This is a genomic window from Pannonibacter sp. (genome assembly GCF_051860505.1).
Taxonomy (GTDB): domain Bacteria; phylum Pseudomonadota; class Alphaproteobacteria; order Rhizobiales; family Stappiaceae; genus Pannonibacter.
Genome location: NZ_JBHYDX010000010.1, coordinates 104524 through 121967, shown reverse-complemented (window position 1 = coordinate 121967; position 17444 = coordinate 104524). Strand labels below are relative to the sequence as shown.

The following is a 17444-nucleotide window of genomic DNA, read 5'->3' as shown; positions in this document are numbered from 1 at the left end:
GTTGCCTGCTGTGGTGTCATTTCCAGTCTCCATAGCTGAGGGCATCGTGACCTGAACAAACAGTGAATGCGCCTGAACGAACTTTGTACGGATGATGACGTTTGTTCACTGCATGGTCACGTCATGAAGCGACGCGAAACATCGAGGATTGCGATGGAGGCTTGACCCTGACGGCATCCCCACTGAGGAGATTTCACCTGAAATATCAATATACTGGGAGATATTTTTGGAATGGTGCTGTGAGAGAGGATTGAACTCTCGACCTCTCCCTTACCAAGGGAGTGCTCTACCACTGAGCTACCACAGCATCTTCGGCGTGTTGGCCGGGGGGCCTGCCGGTGAGGGGCAATCACTGCCACTCGTGTCCGCTGCGTGTTGTCGCTGCGAACGAGCGGGCTTGTGCCACAGTTGTTCGGGGATGGCAAGCGCCTGTAAGTGGGAAATTGTAAGCCGCCTGTGGACAGGCTGGCCCGGCGGGGGTGCCGGGCTTTGCGCGGGGGGCTTGCCTGGGGTAGGTCTTGTGGCATGGACAAGAACATGAAGCAGAGCGGAAATCAGGGCAGAAATGCTGGTGCAAACGGCGGCACTTCCAAGCTGCCGGCAAAGCCGGGCAGCCGGGAGGCGCGCCTTGCCGAGGCCCTGCGCCAGAACCTGAAGCGCCGCAAGGTTGCCGCGCGCCTGCGGGCGGATCGGGACGGGGATGACGCTGGGGATCCCGCCGTCGACGGGCTTGTGCCGGCCCCGGAGGGTGTTGACACGCCCTGATGGCCGGCAAGGCTGTGGATAACGCGGCCGTCCGGCTTTTGAGGTGACGAATGCCGACGCTCTGACGTGCTGCAACGGACGCGGGATAAATCGCGGCGGCTGGCGCAGCGCCACTGCCTTGCGTGCGCCAAACTCCGGGTGTAGACGCGGCTCGCGCAAGGGAACAAATCAATTTCAGGGCCGTTTGCGGCCGCAGCCAGGTGGATCCATGGACAGCATCAAGATCGTCGGCGGTTCTCAGTTGAACGGCGTCATTCCGATTTCCGGCGCCAAGAACGCCACCCTGCCGCTGATGATCGCCTCGCTGCTCAGCGACGAGACCCTGACGCTCGGCAACGTGCCGCGCCTGCGCGATGTCGCCCAGCTCAACCACATCCTGTCGAACCATGGCGTTGACTATTCCGTCGACGGCAAGCGCGTCGGCCAGGATGACCTGAAGGGCCAGACGTTGCATCTGACCGCCCGCACCATCGTGGACACCACCGCGCCCTATGAACTCGTCTCGAAGATGCGCGCGAGCTTCTGGGTGATCGGCCCGCTGGTGGCGCGCGAACGCCGCGCCCGCGTGTCGCTGCCCGGCGGCTGCGCGATCGGCACGCGTCCGGTCGATTTCTTCATCGAAGGCCTGACTAAGCTCGGCGCCTCCATCGACATTGAGGCCGGCTACGTCGTCGTCAATGCGCCGAAGGGCTTGGTCGGCGCGCGCATCGAGTTCCCGAAGGTCTCGGTCGGCGCGACGCACACGCTGATGATGGCGGCGACGCTCGCCAAGGGCGAAACCGAACTCGTCAATGCGGCGCGTGAGCCGGAAGTGGTCGACCTTGCTAACTGCCTCATTGGCATGGGCGCGAAGATCGAGGGCGCGGGCACGTCGGTGATCCGCATCCAGGGCGTTGACCGCCTGCATGGCCATCGCCATGCGGTGATCCCGGACCGCATCGAGGCGGGCACCTATGCCATGGCGGTTGCCATGACCGGCGGCGACGTGGTGCTGGAAAACGCCCGCGCGGACCTGTTCGAGAGCGCCCTCGACGTGCTGCGCCAGACCGGCGCGGAGATCACCGAGGTCGACGGCGGGTTGCGGGTCTACCGCAATGGCAATGGCATTGCCCCGGTCGACATCACGACGGAACCGTTCCCCGGCTTCCCGACCGACCTGCAGGCCCAGTTCATGGCGCTGATGACGCGCGCGGGCGGCCAGAGCCGTATCACCGAGACGATCTTCGAGAACCGTTTCATGCATGTGCAGGAACTGGCCCGCCTCGGCGCCCGCATCCGCATCGACGGGCACACCGCGATTGTCGACGGTGTCAGCACACTGCGCGGCGCTCCGGTGATGGCAACGGACCTGCGCGCCTCCGTGTCGCTGGTGATCGCCGGCCTTGCCGCAGAAGGCGAGACGAATGTCAGCCGCGTCTATCACCTCGACCGTGGTTTCGAGCGGCTGGAAGAAAAGCTCAGCCGCTGCGGCGCGGTGATCGAGCGCATCTCGCACTGACGCCCAAAAAGCCGGCTGTGCCGTCTGGCCAATTGTCAAATCGGGCAGGACCGGTTAGGCAATCGCGGGAACGGCGTGTTCTGGGGCGGGCGTGATCGCCTGCCGATCGATACGCCGGGCTGAACAGGCAGCATGTGACAGGTCCGGACACGGGCCGCAGGGACCTTGCGACGACCGATGGATCTCGTGAAACTCGCCGCTCTCGATCAGGACGACCTTGCCATCGTGTCCGCCCATGTGCAGGACTCGGTGTTGCTTGTCGGCGACATCCGCTTCCTGCCCCAGGAGGGCAAGGCGGTGTTCGTGATGAACCGGTTTGTCTGGGACCGACCGGTTGATCCGCGCAGCGGGGCGCATGAGCGCCGGCGCGCGGCCCTTGCCTTTTCCCGTGTCAGCGCCATGAAAGCAGCCGGGATCCGCCAGACGGTGAAGGATGCCGTGCTGTCCTTGCTGGCCGTGCAGTTCCATCAGGCCGGCGAGGGGCCGGAAGGCGAGGTCATTCTGTCGTTTTCCGGTGGCGGAACGATCGCGCTGACGGTGGAGTGCATCGAGGCACAGCTGACCGATCTCGGGCCCGCCTGGGGCACCGCGCATCGGCCGCAGCATCCGCTCGACTGATCCAGTTACAAAACCGAAAAGGCCCAAGGGGGCCGCTGGCGAGGCTGCGTGATCGCCGGCGACAAGGGAGATGACCTGTGCCGATCCGTCTTTCCATCGAGGCTGATGATTTCGAAACCCGCTTCCGCGCGCTGCTCGCTGGGAAGCGGGAAGTCTCCGAGGACGTCGACCAGATCGTGCGCGACATCATTGAGGATGTGCGCCAGCGCGGCGATGCCGCCGTGATCGACTACACCAACCGCTTTGACCGTCTGCAGGCCGCATCAATTGCCGAACTGACGGTGACCGAAGCGGAAATCGAAGTGGCTATGGCCTCGGTGGACGCCGAAACCCTGGCAGCGCTGACGCTTGCCCGCGACCGGATCCATTCCCATCACGCGCGCCAGATGCCGAAGGATGACCGCTACACGGACGCCATCGGGGTCGAGCTGGGGTCGATCTGGACGGCTGTCGAGGCGGTCGGGATCTATGTGCCGGGCGGGCTTGCCAGCTATCCGAGTTCCGTACTGATGAATGCGGTGCCGGCGAAGGTGGCCGGTGTGGAGCGCATCGCCATGGTGGTGCCGAGCCCGGACGGGGTCCTCAATCCGCTGGTGCTGGCCGCAGCCAAGGTGGCGGGCGTTACCGAGATCTACCGGATTGGCGGGGCGCAGGCGGTGGCAGCGCTCGCCTATGGCACGGACAGCATCGCCCCGGTCGCCAAGATCGTCGGTCCGGGCAATGCCTTCGTGGCGGCGGCCAAGCGGCGTGTGTTCGGCACGGTCGGCATCGACATGATCGCCGGCCCGTCGGAAGTGCTGATCGTGGCCGACGGGGAAAACAATCCGGACTGGCTGGCAGCAGACCTTTTGGCCCAGGCCGAACATGATCCGGCAGCGCAGTCGATCCTGATCACCACCGATCCGCAGCTTGCCGATGCAGTCGAGCAGGCCGTGGAGCGGCAGCTGCGCACCTTGCCGCGCGGCGACGTGGCTGGCGCGAGCTGGCGCGACTATGGCGCGGTGATCACGGTGCGCACGCTTGAGGAGGCACTGCCGCTGGTCAACCGCATTGCGCCGGAGCATCTGGAACTGGCGGTGGCCGATCCGGAAGCACTCCTGAAGGGCGTGCGCAACGCCGGGGCGGTCTTCATGGGCCATCACACGCCTGAAGCCATCGGCGATTATGTCGGCGGCTCAAACCATGTGTTGCCCACGGCGCGCTCGGCACGCTTCTCGTCGGGCCTGTCGGTGCTTGACTTTGTCAAGCGGACGTCGATCCTTAGGTGCAACGCGCAAAACCTGAAGGCGCTCGGGCCTGCGGCGATTGCACTCGGCGAGGCGGAAGGACTTGGCGCACATGCGCGCTCCGTCTCGATCAGACTGAACCTTGGCTGAGGCGACAGCGCAGCCGGCAAGAGAAAACGGACCGGGCGGATGGGGTCAAACGAAGGAACGCTGATGGATGGCCAGGGCAGCATGGCCGTCCCGTCGGACCCTGCGGGCAGCGGCGAGGCGGCAAGCCGGCTGATCGATGTGATCCTTGATGAAAACTCCATCTCGCGCGCGTCTCCTGACATCGAGCATGACCGGGCGGTCGCGATCTATGACCTGATCGAGGAGAACAGTTTCCATCCGGTCGGGCAGGAGCCGGGACGCTACATCCTGCGCCTGTCTGTCATCGAGAAGAAGCTGGTGTTCGAGATCAGCAGCGATGCGGGGCAGCAGGTGGCGGTTCACGTGTTGTCCCTGACGCCGCTGCGCAAGATCGTGCGTGACTACGACATGATCTGCGAAAGCTACTATCAGGCGATCCGGCATGCGACGCCGAGCCAGATCGAGGCCATCGACATGGGACGTCGCGGCGTGCACAACGAGGGCTCGGCGATCCTGATGGAGCGGCTGGAGGGCAAGATCAATCTCGACCTGCTGACGGCCCGCCGCCTGTTTACCCTGGTCTACGCCCTGCACTGGAAAGGCTGAGGGGCATGACCGAGCCGGGCAAACGTCCGACTGCGGTCCTGTTCGCCTGCGGGATGAACGCAGTGCGCTCTCCCATGGCCGCCGCGATTGCCAGTGCGCTCTTCCCGGGGCGGGTCTATATCAAGTCAGCCGGCGTGAAGCGCGGCGACCGTGACCCCTTTGTTGACCAGGTCATGGCCGAACTCGGCATGGATACCAGCAAGCATCAGCCGAAAACCTTCGAGGACCTCGACGAGTCCGGCTTTGACCTTGTCATCACCCTGGCGCCGGAGGCCCATCACAAGGCGCTGGAATTGACCCGGACCGAAGCGGTCGATGTCGAATACTGGCCGACGATGGATCCGACGCTGGCCACCGGCAGCCGCGAGCAGATCCTGAATTCCTATCGTTCTGTGCGCGATCAACTGCTGATGCGGATCAAGAAGCGGCTGGGCTGGACGCCGCCCCCCAGTGGGTGATATGTACCGCATCCTGTAAAGGTTCATGCTGCCGGCCTGTGATGGTTGGCCTTCGCGCGTTAGCCCTTGTGTGCTGCGGGCTTTTGCAAGACGAACCTCTGTTTCCGCTTCGGGTGAGAAAAGCGCTCCTGCGCGGAAATTGCGTTGTTCACATTCGAGGCGCGATCCGTTAGGTTCCGCGCACTTTCAAGAACGGTTTGACCGGGATACCATATGGCCAAGGAAGAAATTCTGGAGTTTCCGGGCGTAGTCACTGAACTGCTGCCCAACGCGACCTTTCGCGTGAAACTCGAAAACGACCACGAGATCATCGCCCACACTGCTGGCCGCATGCGCAAGAACCGCATCCGCGTGCTGGCCGGTGACCGGGTTCTCGTCGAGATGACCCCGTACGACCTGACCAAGGGCCGCATTACCTACCGCTTCAAGTAAGCGGTATTCCGGCAGCGGGGACGATCAAGATCAACATGAGCGATGCCGCACAAGTTCCGCTGATCCTGGCCTCTGCCTCGCCGCGCCGCTTGGCGTTGCTGCAGCAGATCGGCATCGACCCGCGCCACCTGATCCCTGCCGACCTCGATGAAACGCCGCAGCGCGGGGAAACCCCGCGGGCGCTGGCCGTTCGTCTTGCCCGCCTGAAGGCGAAAGCCGTTCGGGACCAGGCGGACGGGCAGGCCGATCTGGCGCCCTGCGTCGTCCTGGCGGCTGACACCGTGGTTGCCGTCGGCCGCCGCATCCTGCCGAAGGCCGAGACGATCGACCAGGCCGAGGCTTGTCTCGGCTTGCTGTCCGGGCGCGGCCATCGTGTCTATACTGGCCTTGCCGTGGCCTTGCCGGGAGGTGGGCTCCGCCACAAGATCGTCGAGACGCGCGTGCGCTTCAAGAAGTTGTCGCGTCAGGAAGGCGATGACTATCTGGCGTCCGGTGAATGGCGGGGCAAGGCGGGTGGCTATGCCATCCAGGGCCTGGCCGGGGCCTTCGTCGTCAAGCTGGTCGGGTCCTATCCAAACGTGGTTGGCCTGCCGCTCTACGAGACGATGAGCCTCCTGTCTTCGGCCGGCATCGATGTCCGGACGCTCTGGCGCGATCCTCTGCACCTGCCTGCGTGAGGGGATCCGTGAGCGACAGCAACAACATCGGCGGACAAGGCAAAGCCGGCGAGGGGCCAGCGCGTCGGCTGCGGCCATGTCCGGTCTGCGCGAAAATGTCCACGCCGGCAGACCATCCCTTCTGCAGCGACCGTTGCGCCAAAGTGGACCTCAATCGCTGGCTCTCGGGCGGCTACGGTATTCCTGTTGTCGAGTTCGATGATCTGTCGGAAGGCGACGACCAGAGCTGAGGCTGGCGTTGCGCAAGGGGCGGAAATTTATTAGCCGGCTTGCAAAATTTCACTTGTCCTGAAAATTTTTCCGCTTTTGAATAGGCCAACCGCAACTGGCTGAGGCTGGTCGGCGCGTGTGGCCACGAACTTGCACGCGCCGTGCGGGTGCCACCAAGATGACGCAGCAACAAAAGCGTCGCAGTGCTGTGCTACGCCCCATGAGTGTAACAGGACTTCAAGGTCCGTGTTTTTTGGCGAGGCGATCATGAAGAACATGCTTCTCGGTGCCACTGCCCTTTTCGCCGCGCTGGCGATGGGCGGGGCTGCGCTGGCAGATTATTCCGTAACGATCCTGCATACGAACGACCTGCATAGCCGCATCGAACAGATCAATAAATTCGATTCGGGCTGCAGCGCGGAAGAGGACCAGAAGGGCGAATGCTTTGGCGGCGTTGCCCGCGTAAAGGCCAAGATCGACGAGCGCCGGAAGGCTCTGGCGGCCGAGGGCAAGAACGTGATCGTGCTCGACGCTGGTGACCAGTTCCAGGGCTCGCTGTTCTACACCACCTACAAGGGCAAGGACTCGGCCGAGTTCATGAACCTCATCGGCTATGATGTGATGGCCGTCGGCAACCACGAGTTCGATGATGGTCCGAAGGGCCTCGCCGACTTCCTCGATCTGGTCAAGTTCCCGGTGATCTCGGGCAACATCGATGTTGCCGGCGAGCCGCTGCTGAAGGGCCGTGTTCCGGGTGCCGTGGTGCTCGACGTTGGTGGGGAGAAACTGGCGATCGTCTCGACCCTGGCTGAAGATACCGGCGAGACGTCTTCGCCGGGCAAGGGCGTTCGTTTCATCAAGTCTGAGGACTATCTCAAAGGCGTCGTCGACGCCTTCGAACTGGCCGGCATCAACAAGATCATCGCTCTGACACACGTCGGCCTGCCGCGCGACAAGGAAATCGCTGCAAGCGTCGCCGGTATCGATGCCATCGTCGGTGGTCACTCGCATACGCTGCTGTCCAACACCAATGACAAGGCCGCAGGTCCCTATCCGACCCTGGTCACCAACCCGGCCGGCAAGGACGTTCCGATCGTCCAGGCCTATGCCTACAGCAAGTATGTCGGCGAAGTCGAACTGACCTTTGACGATGCCGGCAACCTGATCTCCGCCAAGGGCGAGCCGATCCTGCTCGACAACAGCGTCGAACCGGATGCGGCCGTCGTGGCTCGCGTTGCCGAACTGGCCAAGCCGCTGGAAGAAGTCCGCGCCAAGGTGATCGGCACGTCCGCTGCAGCCATCGACGGCTCACGTGACACGTGCCGGGCTGGCGAGTGCCAGATGGGCAACCTCGTCGCCGATGCCATGCTGGAGCGGGTCAAGGGCCAGGGTATCCAGATCGCAATCCAGAACGGCGGCGGCTTGCGCACGTCGATTGACGCAGGCGAAGTCACCATGGGCGAAGTGCTGACGGTTCTGCCGTTCCAGAACAGCCTGGCGACCTTCCAGCTCAAGGGTTCCGATGTGATCGCTGCCCTTGAGAATGGCGTGTCGAAGGTCGAGGAAGGCGCTGGCCGGTTCCCGCAGGTCTCGGGCCTGCGCTACAAGTGGACCCGAGCAAAGCCGGCTGGCGAAGGCCGCATCATCACTGTTGAAGTGATGGAAGATGGCAACTGGAAGCCGCTGGATCCGGAAAAGATCTACGGCGTTGCCACCAACAACTACATGCGGGGCGGCGGTGACGGGTATGGCGTTTTCGCCAAGGCCGGGATCAACGCTTATGACTACGGTCCGGGCCTTGAAGAGGTTGTGGCCGAGTTCATCGCGGGCGCGAAGGACTACACGCCCTACACCGACGGCCGTGTGACCGAGGTGAAGTAAGGGGAATAGACCCCGAAAGTGTCGGATGGGTCTGGAATGGCGTGCCGGTTCTCCGGCGCGCCATTTTTTCGTTTTGTTCGAAGAGCTTGATACCTCTCGCCGTCGCGGGTAGACGGGATTTCGTCAGCAGAATTTCCGATGCGCTGCACACGATCCTTTGCCTCATAGAACGCTATCCTGTATTCCTGACCCGCAGGGCAAAATTTACGATCAGTTAAGTAATTTCCAGGTGGTGGGGTTTGGTGTTGGCATTCGGTGACGGAGTGGCCGGCAAGGCGCGCCGAGAGGGCTGGCGCGGCTGCGGTCGGGGCCGGTGGGTCGGCCTTTGGTGTCTTCTCAGTGCTGCGGCTGTGATCCTGCCGCAGGCTTCGCCTGTGCATGCGCAAGGGGCGGTCTTCGGCACGCCTGAATTGAAGGCACGCCAGGCAGCGCTGCTGACGGCCTCGCTTGCCGATCCTGCCAATCTCGACACGGCTTTTGAGTATGCCATGGTCTCGGCCCGTATTGGCGACCATGAGGCGGCGATCAGCACGCTGGAGCGGATGCTGGTGTTTGCGCCGGGCCTGCCGCGCGTGCAACTGGAACTGGGAGTTCTGTATCTCCGCCTTGGCGCGGAGGACGTGGCCGCGACCTATTTCGAGAGCGCCCTGACCGCGCCCAACGTGCCGCCGCAGGTGGCCGAACGGGTCGAGATGTATCTCGCCGCCATTGCGAGGAAGGAAGCGCCGGCGAAGCTGAGCGGCATGCTGGCGACCGGCGTGCGGGTCCAGTCAAACGCCAATGCCTCGCCCGAAGGGCGGCGCATCCAGTTGAACGGCAACACCTTCCTGCTCGACGACACGGCGACCGGGCGGTCGGACGTCAATGGCTTCGTCTCGGGCAATGTGCATTTTTCCTATGATCTCGGCCTGCAGGGCGACACGCTGGAAGCGGACCTCGTGTTCTACGGTGCGCGCTACGGCAAACTGGACCGGCTCAACACGGAAATGGCCGAGTTGACCTTTGGTCCGACCTTGAACCTCGCCCGGTTCGGGATCGATGATGCGCGGCTTGGGCTGTATGGCATCGCCAACGGCATCCGCCTGGATGGAGCCAACTACAGCGGCGCGGTCGGGGCTGGCGTGCGGCTCGGTATGCAGGTGTTGGGCAAGGACGAGATCAACACCCGGCTTGAGCTGCGCCGGCGCTGGTTCAATGACACGGTCCGCTATCCGACCGCCTCCGACCGGGCCGGCTATGCCATACGGGCGATTTCGACCTATCATCACCGTTTCACCGCCGCTTTTACGGGTCGGCTGTCGCTGTTGCTTGATTATGAGGACGCCCAGGTTGCCTGGAAACGCAGCCTGGAAGGCGGCGTCTCGGCCGGTCTGACCTATCGCTTTGCCTCGCCGTTTGGTGCGGAGGCCGGGCCCTGGTCGATTGACCTGGAAGCGGGCTACAGCCGCCGGGCCTTCTCCAAGCCGGATCCGCTGATCAATCGGAACCGCAGCCAGCGCGACAACGAGGCCTGGGCGCGTTCGGTGTTGACCGTGCCGATCGGCAGCAAGGGAACGGCCGTTGCCCTGACCGGCGAGGTCCGCAGGCAGCAGTCGAACTATGATCTGAACGACTACACCAATGCCCTCGGCATGGTGTCGCTGATGCAGCGGTTCTAGAGCATCCCGGATGCGTTCAGGTGAACGCGTCCAAGCTGCTCCAACATACAGAAGGTGATCAGCTCATGGATGTTCAACCGAAGACGGTTGAACATTCGCTGATCCGGGAGTGTCACCGATGAACACGCGCCTTGTTGCTACTCTTCTTGCCATCACGTCGCTGGGGAGCGCCGCGACCCCGGCGCTTGCCGCTCAGGATGTCGGTGTTGCGGCCGCTGTCAACCGCGAGGCGCAGGGAACACCGCCGGGCCGCCCGACACGCACGATCATCCTCGGCAACAACATCATCTTCAGGGAACGCATCGAGACCGGCGGATCCGGCCTTGTCCAGGTGCTGCTGGTCGATGGATCGACCTTTACCGTCGGGGCCAACTCGGATCTGGTCATTGATGAGTTCGTCTACGATCCGGCGGCCGGCACGGGGAAACTGGTGGCCTCCTTCGGAAAGGGCGTGGCGCGGTTCGTTGGCGGCAAACTGTCCAAGGGCCCGGACGGGGTGAATGTGAGGACGCCGGTCGGGACCATCGGCATTCGTGGTGGCATCGCCAACATGGATGTGCGCGGCGACGGAGCAACCTTTTCGCTGATCTACGGCAAGGAACTGACCTTCGCCGGCCGCAACGGCAGTCGCGAACGTGTCTATGAGGCCGGATACACGATTGCGGTCGGGGGCCAGGGCAGCGCGGTGCGGCGCACCACGCGCGCCGATCTGGGCGGCATCCAGAATGCCCTGGGGGGGCGGCCCGGGCAAAATGGTGGCATCCCGAAGCCGCCAACCGACAACCGGGTCGCCAATTCCGGCATCCAGTCCGTCAACTCCGGGCTTGGTGTGGTGCGGGCGGTGCCTGTGCCCAAGCCGCAGGTGGTGCGGGCGACTGAGCTTGAGCAGATCGAACCCCGACTGCTCCAGGTGGCCCAGCTCGACAAGTTGCCGGACGTGAAGCGGGATCCTGCGCCTGATCCAGCGCCGGACCCGGGACCAAGTCCGACTCCCAACCCCAACCCCGATCCCGACCCAACACCGGATCCGAACGAGCCGACCAAGCCGGAGCCGACCCCGGAGCCAACCCCGACGCCGACACCGGAGCCGACCCCAACGCCCTCGCCGATCACGCAGGATGTGCAAACCCGTGTCCTGTTCGGCAGTTCGAGCTTTTATGAGGTGCCGGGCGGATCGGTGATCGTCTCCAATCCGGGCGCACAAGGCATTCTCGGCAACAACAGCACCACGACACAGGATGCGACGCTCACCCTGCAGTCGAATGGCAATGCTGCGATGTCCGGCGACGCCACGACCGATGGCGCGATCCTGCGCGGCGCGGCCAATGGCGAGCAGATGTCCGTGCCGGTTCCAACGTCCAGCGGGATGCATTACTTCCTGTCGGCCATCACCAGCAGCGGCAAGCATTTCGGCGCCCTGGCAATCGACAGCGTGCCGATCCTGCCGACGATCGATGCGTCGACACAGGGCACGATCACCCACATCGGGCGCGGTGCCTATTACCGCGGGGCGCATAACTTCTTCGCGCTCGTCTATCAGGCGGCGGACACGCCGGAAACCACGCCGACGTTTGAAGGAGATCTTGGCGATATCCGCTTCCTGTTTGGCGGAACGCCGACGAGTTTCTCGTCAATGGTGGTGACCAGCGGCACGCCGAAGCTGCGGACGTATACGCTGGAAGGCGACATGCAGCAGGCGATCCGCTTTGGTGAGGACGAAAGCGGCGGCACGCGCCAGATCCTCGGTTCAAAGGCGCTGTTCATGAACCCGGTCGCCTCAGAAGCGCTCGGCTCCGACTTCATGGCCGGTGTGCGCAGCAGCGGACTGACCGTGCTGGATGGAACAGGCTCGTCTGCAACAACGCGGCCGCTCGGGCTTGCCTCGTCCTTCCTGATCGACGGGCAGGGCAATGCGCAGAAATCCGTGGTCAGCCTGTTCGCTGGCGAGGTTTTCGATGACACGCTGTCTCTGAAACTGCAGGGGAACCGGCGCGGCGGCTACCGTTCGTCCGGCGTCGACAGCTCAGCCAATTTCTCGGGCCGGATCAGGTCGGTGGCTGGTCCCGACGGGGCGCATGCCTTTGGCAACAACGCGCAGAATTTCATCCTGAGCGCAGATCTGGGCAATGAGCCCTATCACGACAGCTTTGCGGTGGTGCCCGCAGGCATCACGCCGCCGAAGCAGTTTGCAAGTTCGATGCACATCGCCAACCTGCAGTCGTCCGTCGACAGCACCGGCCTGACCCGCTCCGATCGAGGCCTTGCGGGCTATGCGGCCGGCGTGTTGCAGCAGCCCAATGGCGTCGGCGGGCTGAAGGCGACAGCGCTGACCTCGCTGCATCCTATGGAGATGTCGGTCGAGTTTGATGCGGCCCGCAAGTCGGTCAATGCTGAGATGCGGCTGACCGAGACCGGGTATCAGGATGATCCGGACAGCAGCACCGACCAGGCCATGTCCATGGACATCAGCTTCGGCGATGAATCCGCCGCCATTGAAGATCCACGCCGGTCGGTGTTCATCGACGATGATCGCTATGCAGCGTTGGAGAGCAACTCCAACTACAGCACGCCCACGATCGAGGGCAACGACGGCAACACCTCCTACGGGACCAAGGCGACCAGCTATTTCCTGCCCTCCACGATGGTGGCCAATGGCGATGCCGGCATCTTCGCTGCCGGCCAGAAGTGCACCTGCGCCTTCCTCGAGTGGGGCTACTGGGGCACGAGCGTCGCGACTCCGGGCACCAGCGCCGGAGATCCGGACGTCCTGAACCAGGTGCATCTTGGAACATGGGCAGCGGGGCGCATTCTCGGGCCTGGCGACATGCCGACGACTGGCACCGCCAGCTATTCCGGCCATGCGGTCGGATCTGTGGTCAATGGCGGGGCTCAGTATCTGGCGGCCGGCGATTTCAGCATGTCGGTGGATTTTGGTGCGCGGACGGGTCATGCAGAGATTTCCAATTTTGACGGGCGTGATTTCTCCTCGTCACTCGCTGCCGGAAGCATCTTGGATGACAAGAACCGGATGACCGGCTCGATCACAGATGGGGCGACAATGACCGGCAGTTTTGGTGCGTCATTGGTCGAGGGACCGAACAGCCCGGTTGAAGGCGTTGTCGGTGGCTTTTCGGCGTTTGACGGCGCCTGGAGTGCCACCGGCGTCGTTGTCGGCCAGCAGCCCTGAGGGCTGCTGGCAAGGGCCAAAACTGGCCTGGGACAGGACATGGGAGCCTGTTCCGGTTTTTAACCTAAGCTTTTGATGGGACGGAAGGATTGCCCCGGGCAACGGAGGTCGCCAAAGAGTTTTCCCCAGGCTGAAAAGTTTTGCCGGGGTGCTGGACAAGGAGAAATTTGTCTCCTATAAGACGCGGGCTTCCGGCGGTTTCGACCACGGACAGCGTCTTGAAAAGTGCCCAGATAGCTCAGTTGGTAGAGCAGCGGATTGAAAATCCGCGTGTCGCTGGTTCGATTCCGGCTCTGGGCACCATTTCGCTTTTCCCCACATATCCTTGTCAGTCTGCATCAGTCCTTACGGGTCTTGTAACCCTATGGGGATATTGACGTTTTTGGAGTTGTCTGGGCCGCTATCCGTCTTCAGGCTTCCGTCAGGTTGATCGCCGCACACCGGCGCCCGTGGTTGCCTGGTAGCGGCCGGGGCGGTGGTTGAAGGCGAGGACCAGATTGACGAGGACGCCGGTCAGCACGGACCAGGCGAGATTGGCCGGGGTCAGGACAAAGGCGGAGGCGAGAAGGACGCTGAGGTCCAGCGCCATCTGCACGTAGCCGGCGCGCAGGCCGAACCGGTTCTGCAGGTAAAGCACGAGGATGTTGAAGCCGCCGAGCGCCGTGCCATGGCGGAACAGCATCAGGAGCCCGGTTCCGGTAAGGCCGCCGCCCATGATGGCGGCAAACAGCGGATGGATGTCGCTGATCACGATCCAGGACGAGATCGCCCGGGCCAGCAGGGACACCATGGCGACGGCGAGCAGGCTGCGCAGGGTGAAGGGCCAGCCAAGCACCTTCGGCGCGAAGACGAAGAAGGGCAGGTTGACGAGGGCAAAGAAGATCCAGAACCCCGTGCCGGTCACATATTGCAGCAAGAGGGCAACGCCCGCGAGGCCGCCGGTCAGAAGCTCGGCCTTGGCACAGATGAGCATCCCGAAGGCGACGAACAGCGTTCCCATGACGAGAGCGAAGACGTCCTCATGCGAGCCGTGGCGGGCGGGTTCGTTTGGCGTACTCATGCAACTGCTGTCCGGACCGGAGGGCATCAGAAAATCTGATGCCGAACCTCGACTTCAACCGTGTCCAGGGTCAAAAGAAAAGCGCCAAGGCGCCGCATACGTGTTTGTGCTGTGCGCTGCAACATTTGCCTGACACAGTCCGGCTGATAGGGTTCGGCCGCGCGTTCGATGTCCGGGCTGAACTGTTGCGGAAGCCAAATGACCCTTGCTGCCCATTCCGAAACCCCGGTTATTGTGCTGGAAAACCTGTCCTCCGGTGAGGCGGGCCTCACGGCAGCGGACGTGAGCCGCCGGCTCGCAGAGCAGGGGCCGAACCGCTTGCCACAGGCGCCCCAGCGCTCGGCGCTGCGGCGGTTTCTTGCCCAGTTCCACAATATCCTGATTTACGTGCTGCTCGCCTCGGCAGTGACTACGGCGGCGCTCGGACATTTCATCGATTCGGCCGTGATCCTGGCCGTTGTCGTGGTCAATGCGGCCATCGGCTTCCTGCAGGAAGGAAAGGCGGAGCAGGCGATGGCGGCGATCCGCGATCTGCTCGCGCCAAAGGCCTCGGTGATGCGTGACGGCATCCGCCAGACCGTCGCCAGCGAGACCCTGGTGCCCGGCGACATCGTGCTGCTTGAAGCCGGTGACAAGGTGCCGGCGGACCTGCGGTTGCTGTGGGCCGGACGGTTGCAGATCGACGAGGCGTTGCTGACCGGCGAGTCCGTGCCGGTTGAAAAGAGCATTGCATCGGTGGCGGTGGATGCACCGCTCGGTGACCGCAATTGCATGGCCTACAGCGGCACGATGGTGACGCAGGGCACGGCCGGTGGCGTCGTGGTGGCGACGGGCAAGCAGTCCGAAATTGGTCGGATCAGCCGGATGCTGTCTTCGGTCGAGACGCTGACGACACCGCTGGTGGCGCAGATGGACCTGTTCGCGCGCTGGCTGACCCTGTTCATCCTGACAGTCGCCGCGCTTATCCTCGGCTTTGGGACTTATGTCCTGAGGTATGATTTTACCGAACTGTTCATGGCTGTTGTCGGCCTGTCGGTTGCGGCGATCCCGGAAGGTCTGCCGGCGGTGCTGACGATCACGCTGGCCGTTGGTGTGAAGGCCATGGCGCGGCGCAATGCGATTGTCCGCCGCCTGCCCGCCATCGAGACGCTGGGCGCTGTCTCGGTCATCTGCACGGACAAGACCGGTACGCTGACGCGCAACGAGATGATGGTGGCGAGCGTCGCCGTGGGCCGCGAGTTGTTCAGCCTTGACGGGGACGGCTTCGCGCCCGCAGGCGCTGTCCGGGCCTGGGGCACAGACACGGTCGTTCAGGAGCAGCCGTTGCTGCATGACCTGGCCGAAGCGGCGGCCCTTTGCAATGATGCGGCCATCCGTGAGGTCGATGGCGTCTGGCGTGTCGAGGGCGATCCGATGGAAGGCGCCCTGCTGGCGTTCGCCGGCAAGGCCGGACTGGAACCGGCGGCGCGGCAGGATGGCTGGACCCGGATGCGGGTGATCCCGTTTGATGCCCGCCATCGCTATATGGCTGCGCTGAACCGGTCGCCGGAGGGGACGTCGGTCATCCATCTGAAAGGGGCGCCTGAGGCTGTGCTGGCGCTCTGCGCCGGGGAACTGACCGCTGAGGGTCTGCCGATGCCGCTCGACACAGCTCATTGGCATCAGGTGGCGGAAGCCTTTGCCGCGCGTGGAGAGCGGGTGCTGGCCCTGGCCCAGCGGCGCAGTCTGGGCGGGGCCACGGTTCTCGACCATGCGGACCTGTTGGATGATGTCCATCTGATCGGGCTGGTCGGCATGATCGATCCGCCGCGGGCGGAGGCCGTGGCCGCCGTTGCGGAATGCCGGGCAGCCGGCATTGCCGTCAAGATGATCACCGGCGACCATGCGGTGACGGCGGCGGCGATTGGTCGGCAGGTCGGGCTGGCGCAGCCGGAACGGGTGCTGACCGGGGCCGATCTCGACCGCATGTCTGAGGCCGAAATTGCCGCAGCGGTTCTGGAGACGGACGTGTTTGCCCGCACAAGCCCGGGACACAAGCTGGCCCTCGTCAAGGCGCTGCAGGCGCATGGATTGACCGTGGCCATGACCGGTGACGGTGTCAATGATGCCCCGGCGCTGAAGCGCGCAGATGCCGGGATCGCCATGGGGCAGAAGGGCAGCGAGGCGACGCGCGAGGCGGCCGAACTGGTGCTTGCCGACGACAACTTCGCCTCGATCGTTGCGGCTGTGCGCGAGGGGCGCACCGTCTATGACAACATCAAGAAGGTGATTGCCTGGAACCTGCCGACCAGCACGGGCGAAGCGCTGACCATTGTTCTGGCGATCCTGGCTGGTCTGACCCTGCCGGTGACGCCGGTTCAGGTGCTGTGGGTTAACCTGGTCACCGCCGTGACGCTGGGGCTGGCTCTAGCCTTCGAGCCGACCGAAGCGGGGACCATGGCCCGGCCACCACGGCCACGCCACGAGCCGATCATCAATGGCCGCCTGGTCTGGCACATCGTGTTTGTCTCTGGCCTGATGCTGGCTGGGGTGTTCGGCATCTTCACCTATGCCATACAGCAAGGCTATTCGGTCGACCTCGCCCGCACGCTGGCGGTCAATGCGCTAGTGGCGATGGAAGTGTTCCACCTGTTCAATGTGCGAAACCTGCATGGCACCTCGCTGACCTGGACGGCGATCCGGGGAACCAGGGTTATCTGGGTGACGATTGGTCTCGTCACGCTGGCCCAGTTCGCGATTACCTATCTCCCACCGCTGCAGGCAATCTTCGGGACCACGGCGGTGCCGCTTGCCGATGGCCTGCTGGTGGTCGGCATCGGCGTTGCCCTGTTTACCCTGGTAGAACTGGAGAAGCAGATCCGTTTTGCGCTGCTCCCGCAACGCAGCCAGCTTGCGCGGGAAGGGGAGGAGCACCATTCCGGCGCATCCGTCTGACAGCTACTGGAATTGTCCGTCCGGTCGGTTTATGAATTTGTCCTGCAGTCTGGGTTGACAGCCGGTTGACAGGCCAACCGGCTCTCCCTAGCGTGCAGAAAATAT

Annotated in this window: 14 protein-coding genes and 2 tRNA genes; 14 read left to right on the top strand and 2 right to left on the bottom strand. The window is 63.7% G+C overall.

Annotated features, from left to right (window positions below; translation table 11 throughout):
• Positions 1 to 232: 232 nt before the first annotated feature.
• Positions 233 to 307: transfer RNA gene (locus ACTIFE_RS09260), tRNA-Thr, on the bottom strand.
• Positions 308 to 537: 230 nt separating this feature from the next.
• On the opposite strand from ACTIFE_RS09260, the gene ACTIFE_RS09255 reads away from it, so the two are divergent.
• The 13 genes from ACTIFE_RS09255 to ACTIFE_RS09195 all read left to right on the top strand — a co-directional run bounded on the left by ACTIFE_RS09255 (position 538) and on the right by ACTIFE_RS09195 (position 13648).
• The gene (locus tag ACTIFE_RS09255; protein ID WP_439528863.1) at positions 538 to 765 is read left to right on the top strand and encodes a hypothetical protein; all 228 of its coding nucleotides are present in this window, start codon (positions 538 to 540) and stop codon (positions 763 to 765) included.
• Positions 766 to 973: 208 nt separating this feature from the next.
• Positions 974 to 2263: a UDP-N-acetylglucosamine 1-carboxyvinyltransferase gene (gene murA, locus ACTIFE_RS09250; RefSeq protein WP_439528862.1), complete on the top strand. Its 1290-nt coding sequence runs from the start codon at positions 974 to 976 to the stop codon at positions 2261 to 2263.
• Between the two features lie 177 nt (positions 2264 to 2440).
• A complete protein-coding gene (locus ACTIFE_RS09245; protein ID WP_439528861.1) occupies positions 2441 to 2881 on the top strand; it encodes a DUF2948 family protein in 441 nt (146 codons plus the stop codon).
• Positions 2882 to 2958: 77 nt separating this feature from the next.
• Positions 2959 to 4257: a histidinol dehydrogenase gene (gene hisD / locus ACTIFE_RS09240; RefSeq protein ID WP_439528860.1), complete on the top strand. Its 1299-nt coding sequence runs from the start codon at positions 2959 to 2961 to the stop codon at positions 4255 to 4257.
• An 81-nt stretch (positions 4258 to 4338) separates the two neighbouring features.
• A complete protein-coding gene (locus tag ACTIFE_RS09235; protein WP_439528881.1) occupies positions 4339 to 4842 on the top strand; it encodes a UPF0262 family protein in 504 nt (167 codons plus the stop codon).
• A gap of 5 nt (positions 4843 to 4847) precedes the next feature.
• Positions 4848 to 5300 (top strand): arsenate-mycothiol transferase ArsC, encoded by a 453-nt coding sequence (locus tag ACTIFE_RS09230; RefSeq protein ID WP_106751820.1) that lies wholly within the window; start codon positions 4848 to 4850, stop codon positions 5298 to 5300.
• 213 nt (positions 5301 to 5513) lie between these two features.
• The gene (gene infA, locus ACTIFE_RS09225; protein ID WP_106751821.1) at positions 5514 to 5732 is read left to right on the top strand and encodes a translation initiation factor IF-1; all 219 of its coding nucleotides are present in this window, start codon (positions 5514 to 5516) and stop codon (positions 5730 to 5732) included.
• 35 nt (positions 5733 to 5767) lie between these two features.
• Entirely contained in the window at positions 5768 to 6409 is a 642-nt protein-coding gene (locus ACTIFE_RS09220) for a Maf family nucleotide pyrophosphatase (RefSeq protein ID WP_439528859.1), read from the top strand.
• Positions 6410 to 6417: 8 nt separating this feature from the next.
• Complete coding sequence (gene yacG / locus ACTIFE_RS09215) at positions 6418 to 6639, top strand: DNA gyrase inhibitor YacG (RefSeq protein WP_439528858.1); 222 nt, start codon at positions 6418 to 6420, stop codon at positions 6637 to 6639.
• Positions 6640 to 6886: 247 nt separating this feature from the next.
• Positions 6887 to 8500: a bifunctional metallophosphatase/5'-nucleotidase gene (locus ACTIFE_RS09210; RefSeq protein ID WP_439528857.1), complete on the top strand. Its 1614-nt coding sequence runs from the start codon at positions 6887 to 6889 to the stop codon at positions 8498 to 8500.
• 245 nt (positions 8501 to 8745) lie between these two features.
• Complete coding sequence (locus tag ACTIFE_RS09205; RefSeq protein ID WP_439528856.1) at positions 8746 to 10158, top strand: tetratricopeptide repeat protein; 1413 nt, start codon at positions 8746 to 8748, stop codon at positions 10156 to 10158.
• A 118-nt stretch (positions 10159 to 10276) separates the two neighbouring features.
• A complete protein-coding gene (locus ACTIFE_RS09200) occupies positions 10277 to 13345 on the top strand; it encodes a FecR domain-containing protein (protein ID WP_439528855.1) in 3069 nt (1022 codons plus the stop codon).
• 227 nt (positions 13346 to 13572) lie between these two features.
• Positions 13573 to 13648, top strand: a tRNA-Phe gene (locus ACTIFE_RS09195).
• 118 nt (positions 13649 to 13766) lie between these two features.
• Here ACTIFE_RS09195 and ACTIFE_RS09190 read toward each other — a convergent pair.
• Entirely contained in the window at positions 13767 to 14405 is a 639-nt protein-coding gene (locus tag ACTIFE_RS09190; RefSeq protein WP_439528854.1) for a YitT family protein, read from the bottom strand.
• A gap of 198 nt (positions 14406 to 14603) precedes the next feature.
• Here ACTIFE_RS09190 and ACTIFE_RS09185 point away from each other — a divergent pair, with 198 nt between their 5' ends.
• The gene (locus tag ACTIFE_RS09185) at positions 14604 to 17339 is read left to right on the top strand and encodes a cation-transporting P-type ATPase (RefSeq protein WP_439528853.1); all 2736 of its coding nucleotides are present in this window, start codon (positions 14604 to 14606) and stop codon (positions 17337 to 17339) included.
• Positions 17340 to 17444: the final 105 nt, after the last annotated feature.

What these genes read in the sequence shown, in the direction of transcription:
- murA (WP_439528862.1), top strand. Translation starts at nt 974, where the DNA reads ATGGACAGCATCAAGATCGTCGGCGGTTCTCAGTTGAACGGCGTCATT.
- ACTIFE_RS09185 (WP_439528853.1), top strand. Translation starts at nt 14,604, where the DNA reads ATGACCCTTGCTGCCCATTCCGAAACCCCGGTTATTGTGCTGGAAAAC.
- ACTIFE_RS09190 (WP_439528854.1), bottom strand. Translation starts at nt 14,405, where the DNA reads ATGAGTACGCCAAACGAACCCGCCCGCCACGGCTCGCATGAGGACGTC.
- ACTIFE_RS09210 (WP_439528857.1), top strand. Translation starts at nt 6,887, where the DNA reads ATGAAGAACATGCTTCTCGGTGCCACTGCCCTTTTCGCCGCGCTGGCG.
- ACTIFE_RS09245 (WP_439528861.1), top strand. Translation starts at nt 2,441, where the DNA reads ATGGATCTCGTGAAACTCGCCGCTCTCGATCAGGACGACCTTGCCATC.
- ACTIFE_RS09255 (WP_439528863.1), top strand. Translation starts at nt 538, where the DNA reads ATGAAGCAGAGCGGAAATCAGGGCAGAAATGCTGGTGCAAACGGCGGC.
- ACTIFE_RS09220 (WP_439528859.1), top strand. Translation starts at nt 5,768, where the DNA reads ATGAGCGATGCCGCACAAGTTCCGCTGATCCTGGCCTCTGCCTCGCCG.
- infA (WP_106751821.1), top strand. Translation starts at nt 5,514, where the DNA reads ATGGCCAAGGAAGAAATTCTGGAGTTTCCGGGCGTAGTCACTGAACTG.
- ACTIFE_RS09235 (WP_439528881.1), top strand. Translation starts at nt 4,339, where the DNA reads ATGGCCGTCCCGTCGGACCCTGCGGGCAGCGGCGAGGCGGCAAGCCGG.
- ACTIFE_RS09230 (WP_106751820.1), top strand. Translation starts at nt 4,848, where the DNA reads ATGACCGAGCCGGGCAAACGTCCGACTGCGGTCCTGTTCGCCTGCGGG.
- ACTIFE_RS09200 (WP_439528855.1), top strand. Translation starts at nt 10,277, where the DNA reads ATGAACACGCGCCTTGTTGCTACTCTTCTTGCCATCACGTCGCTGGGG.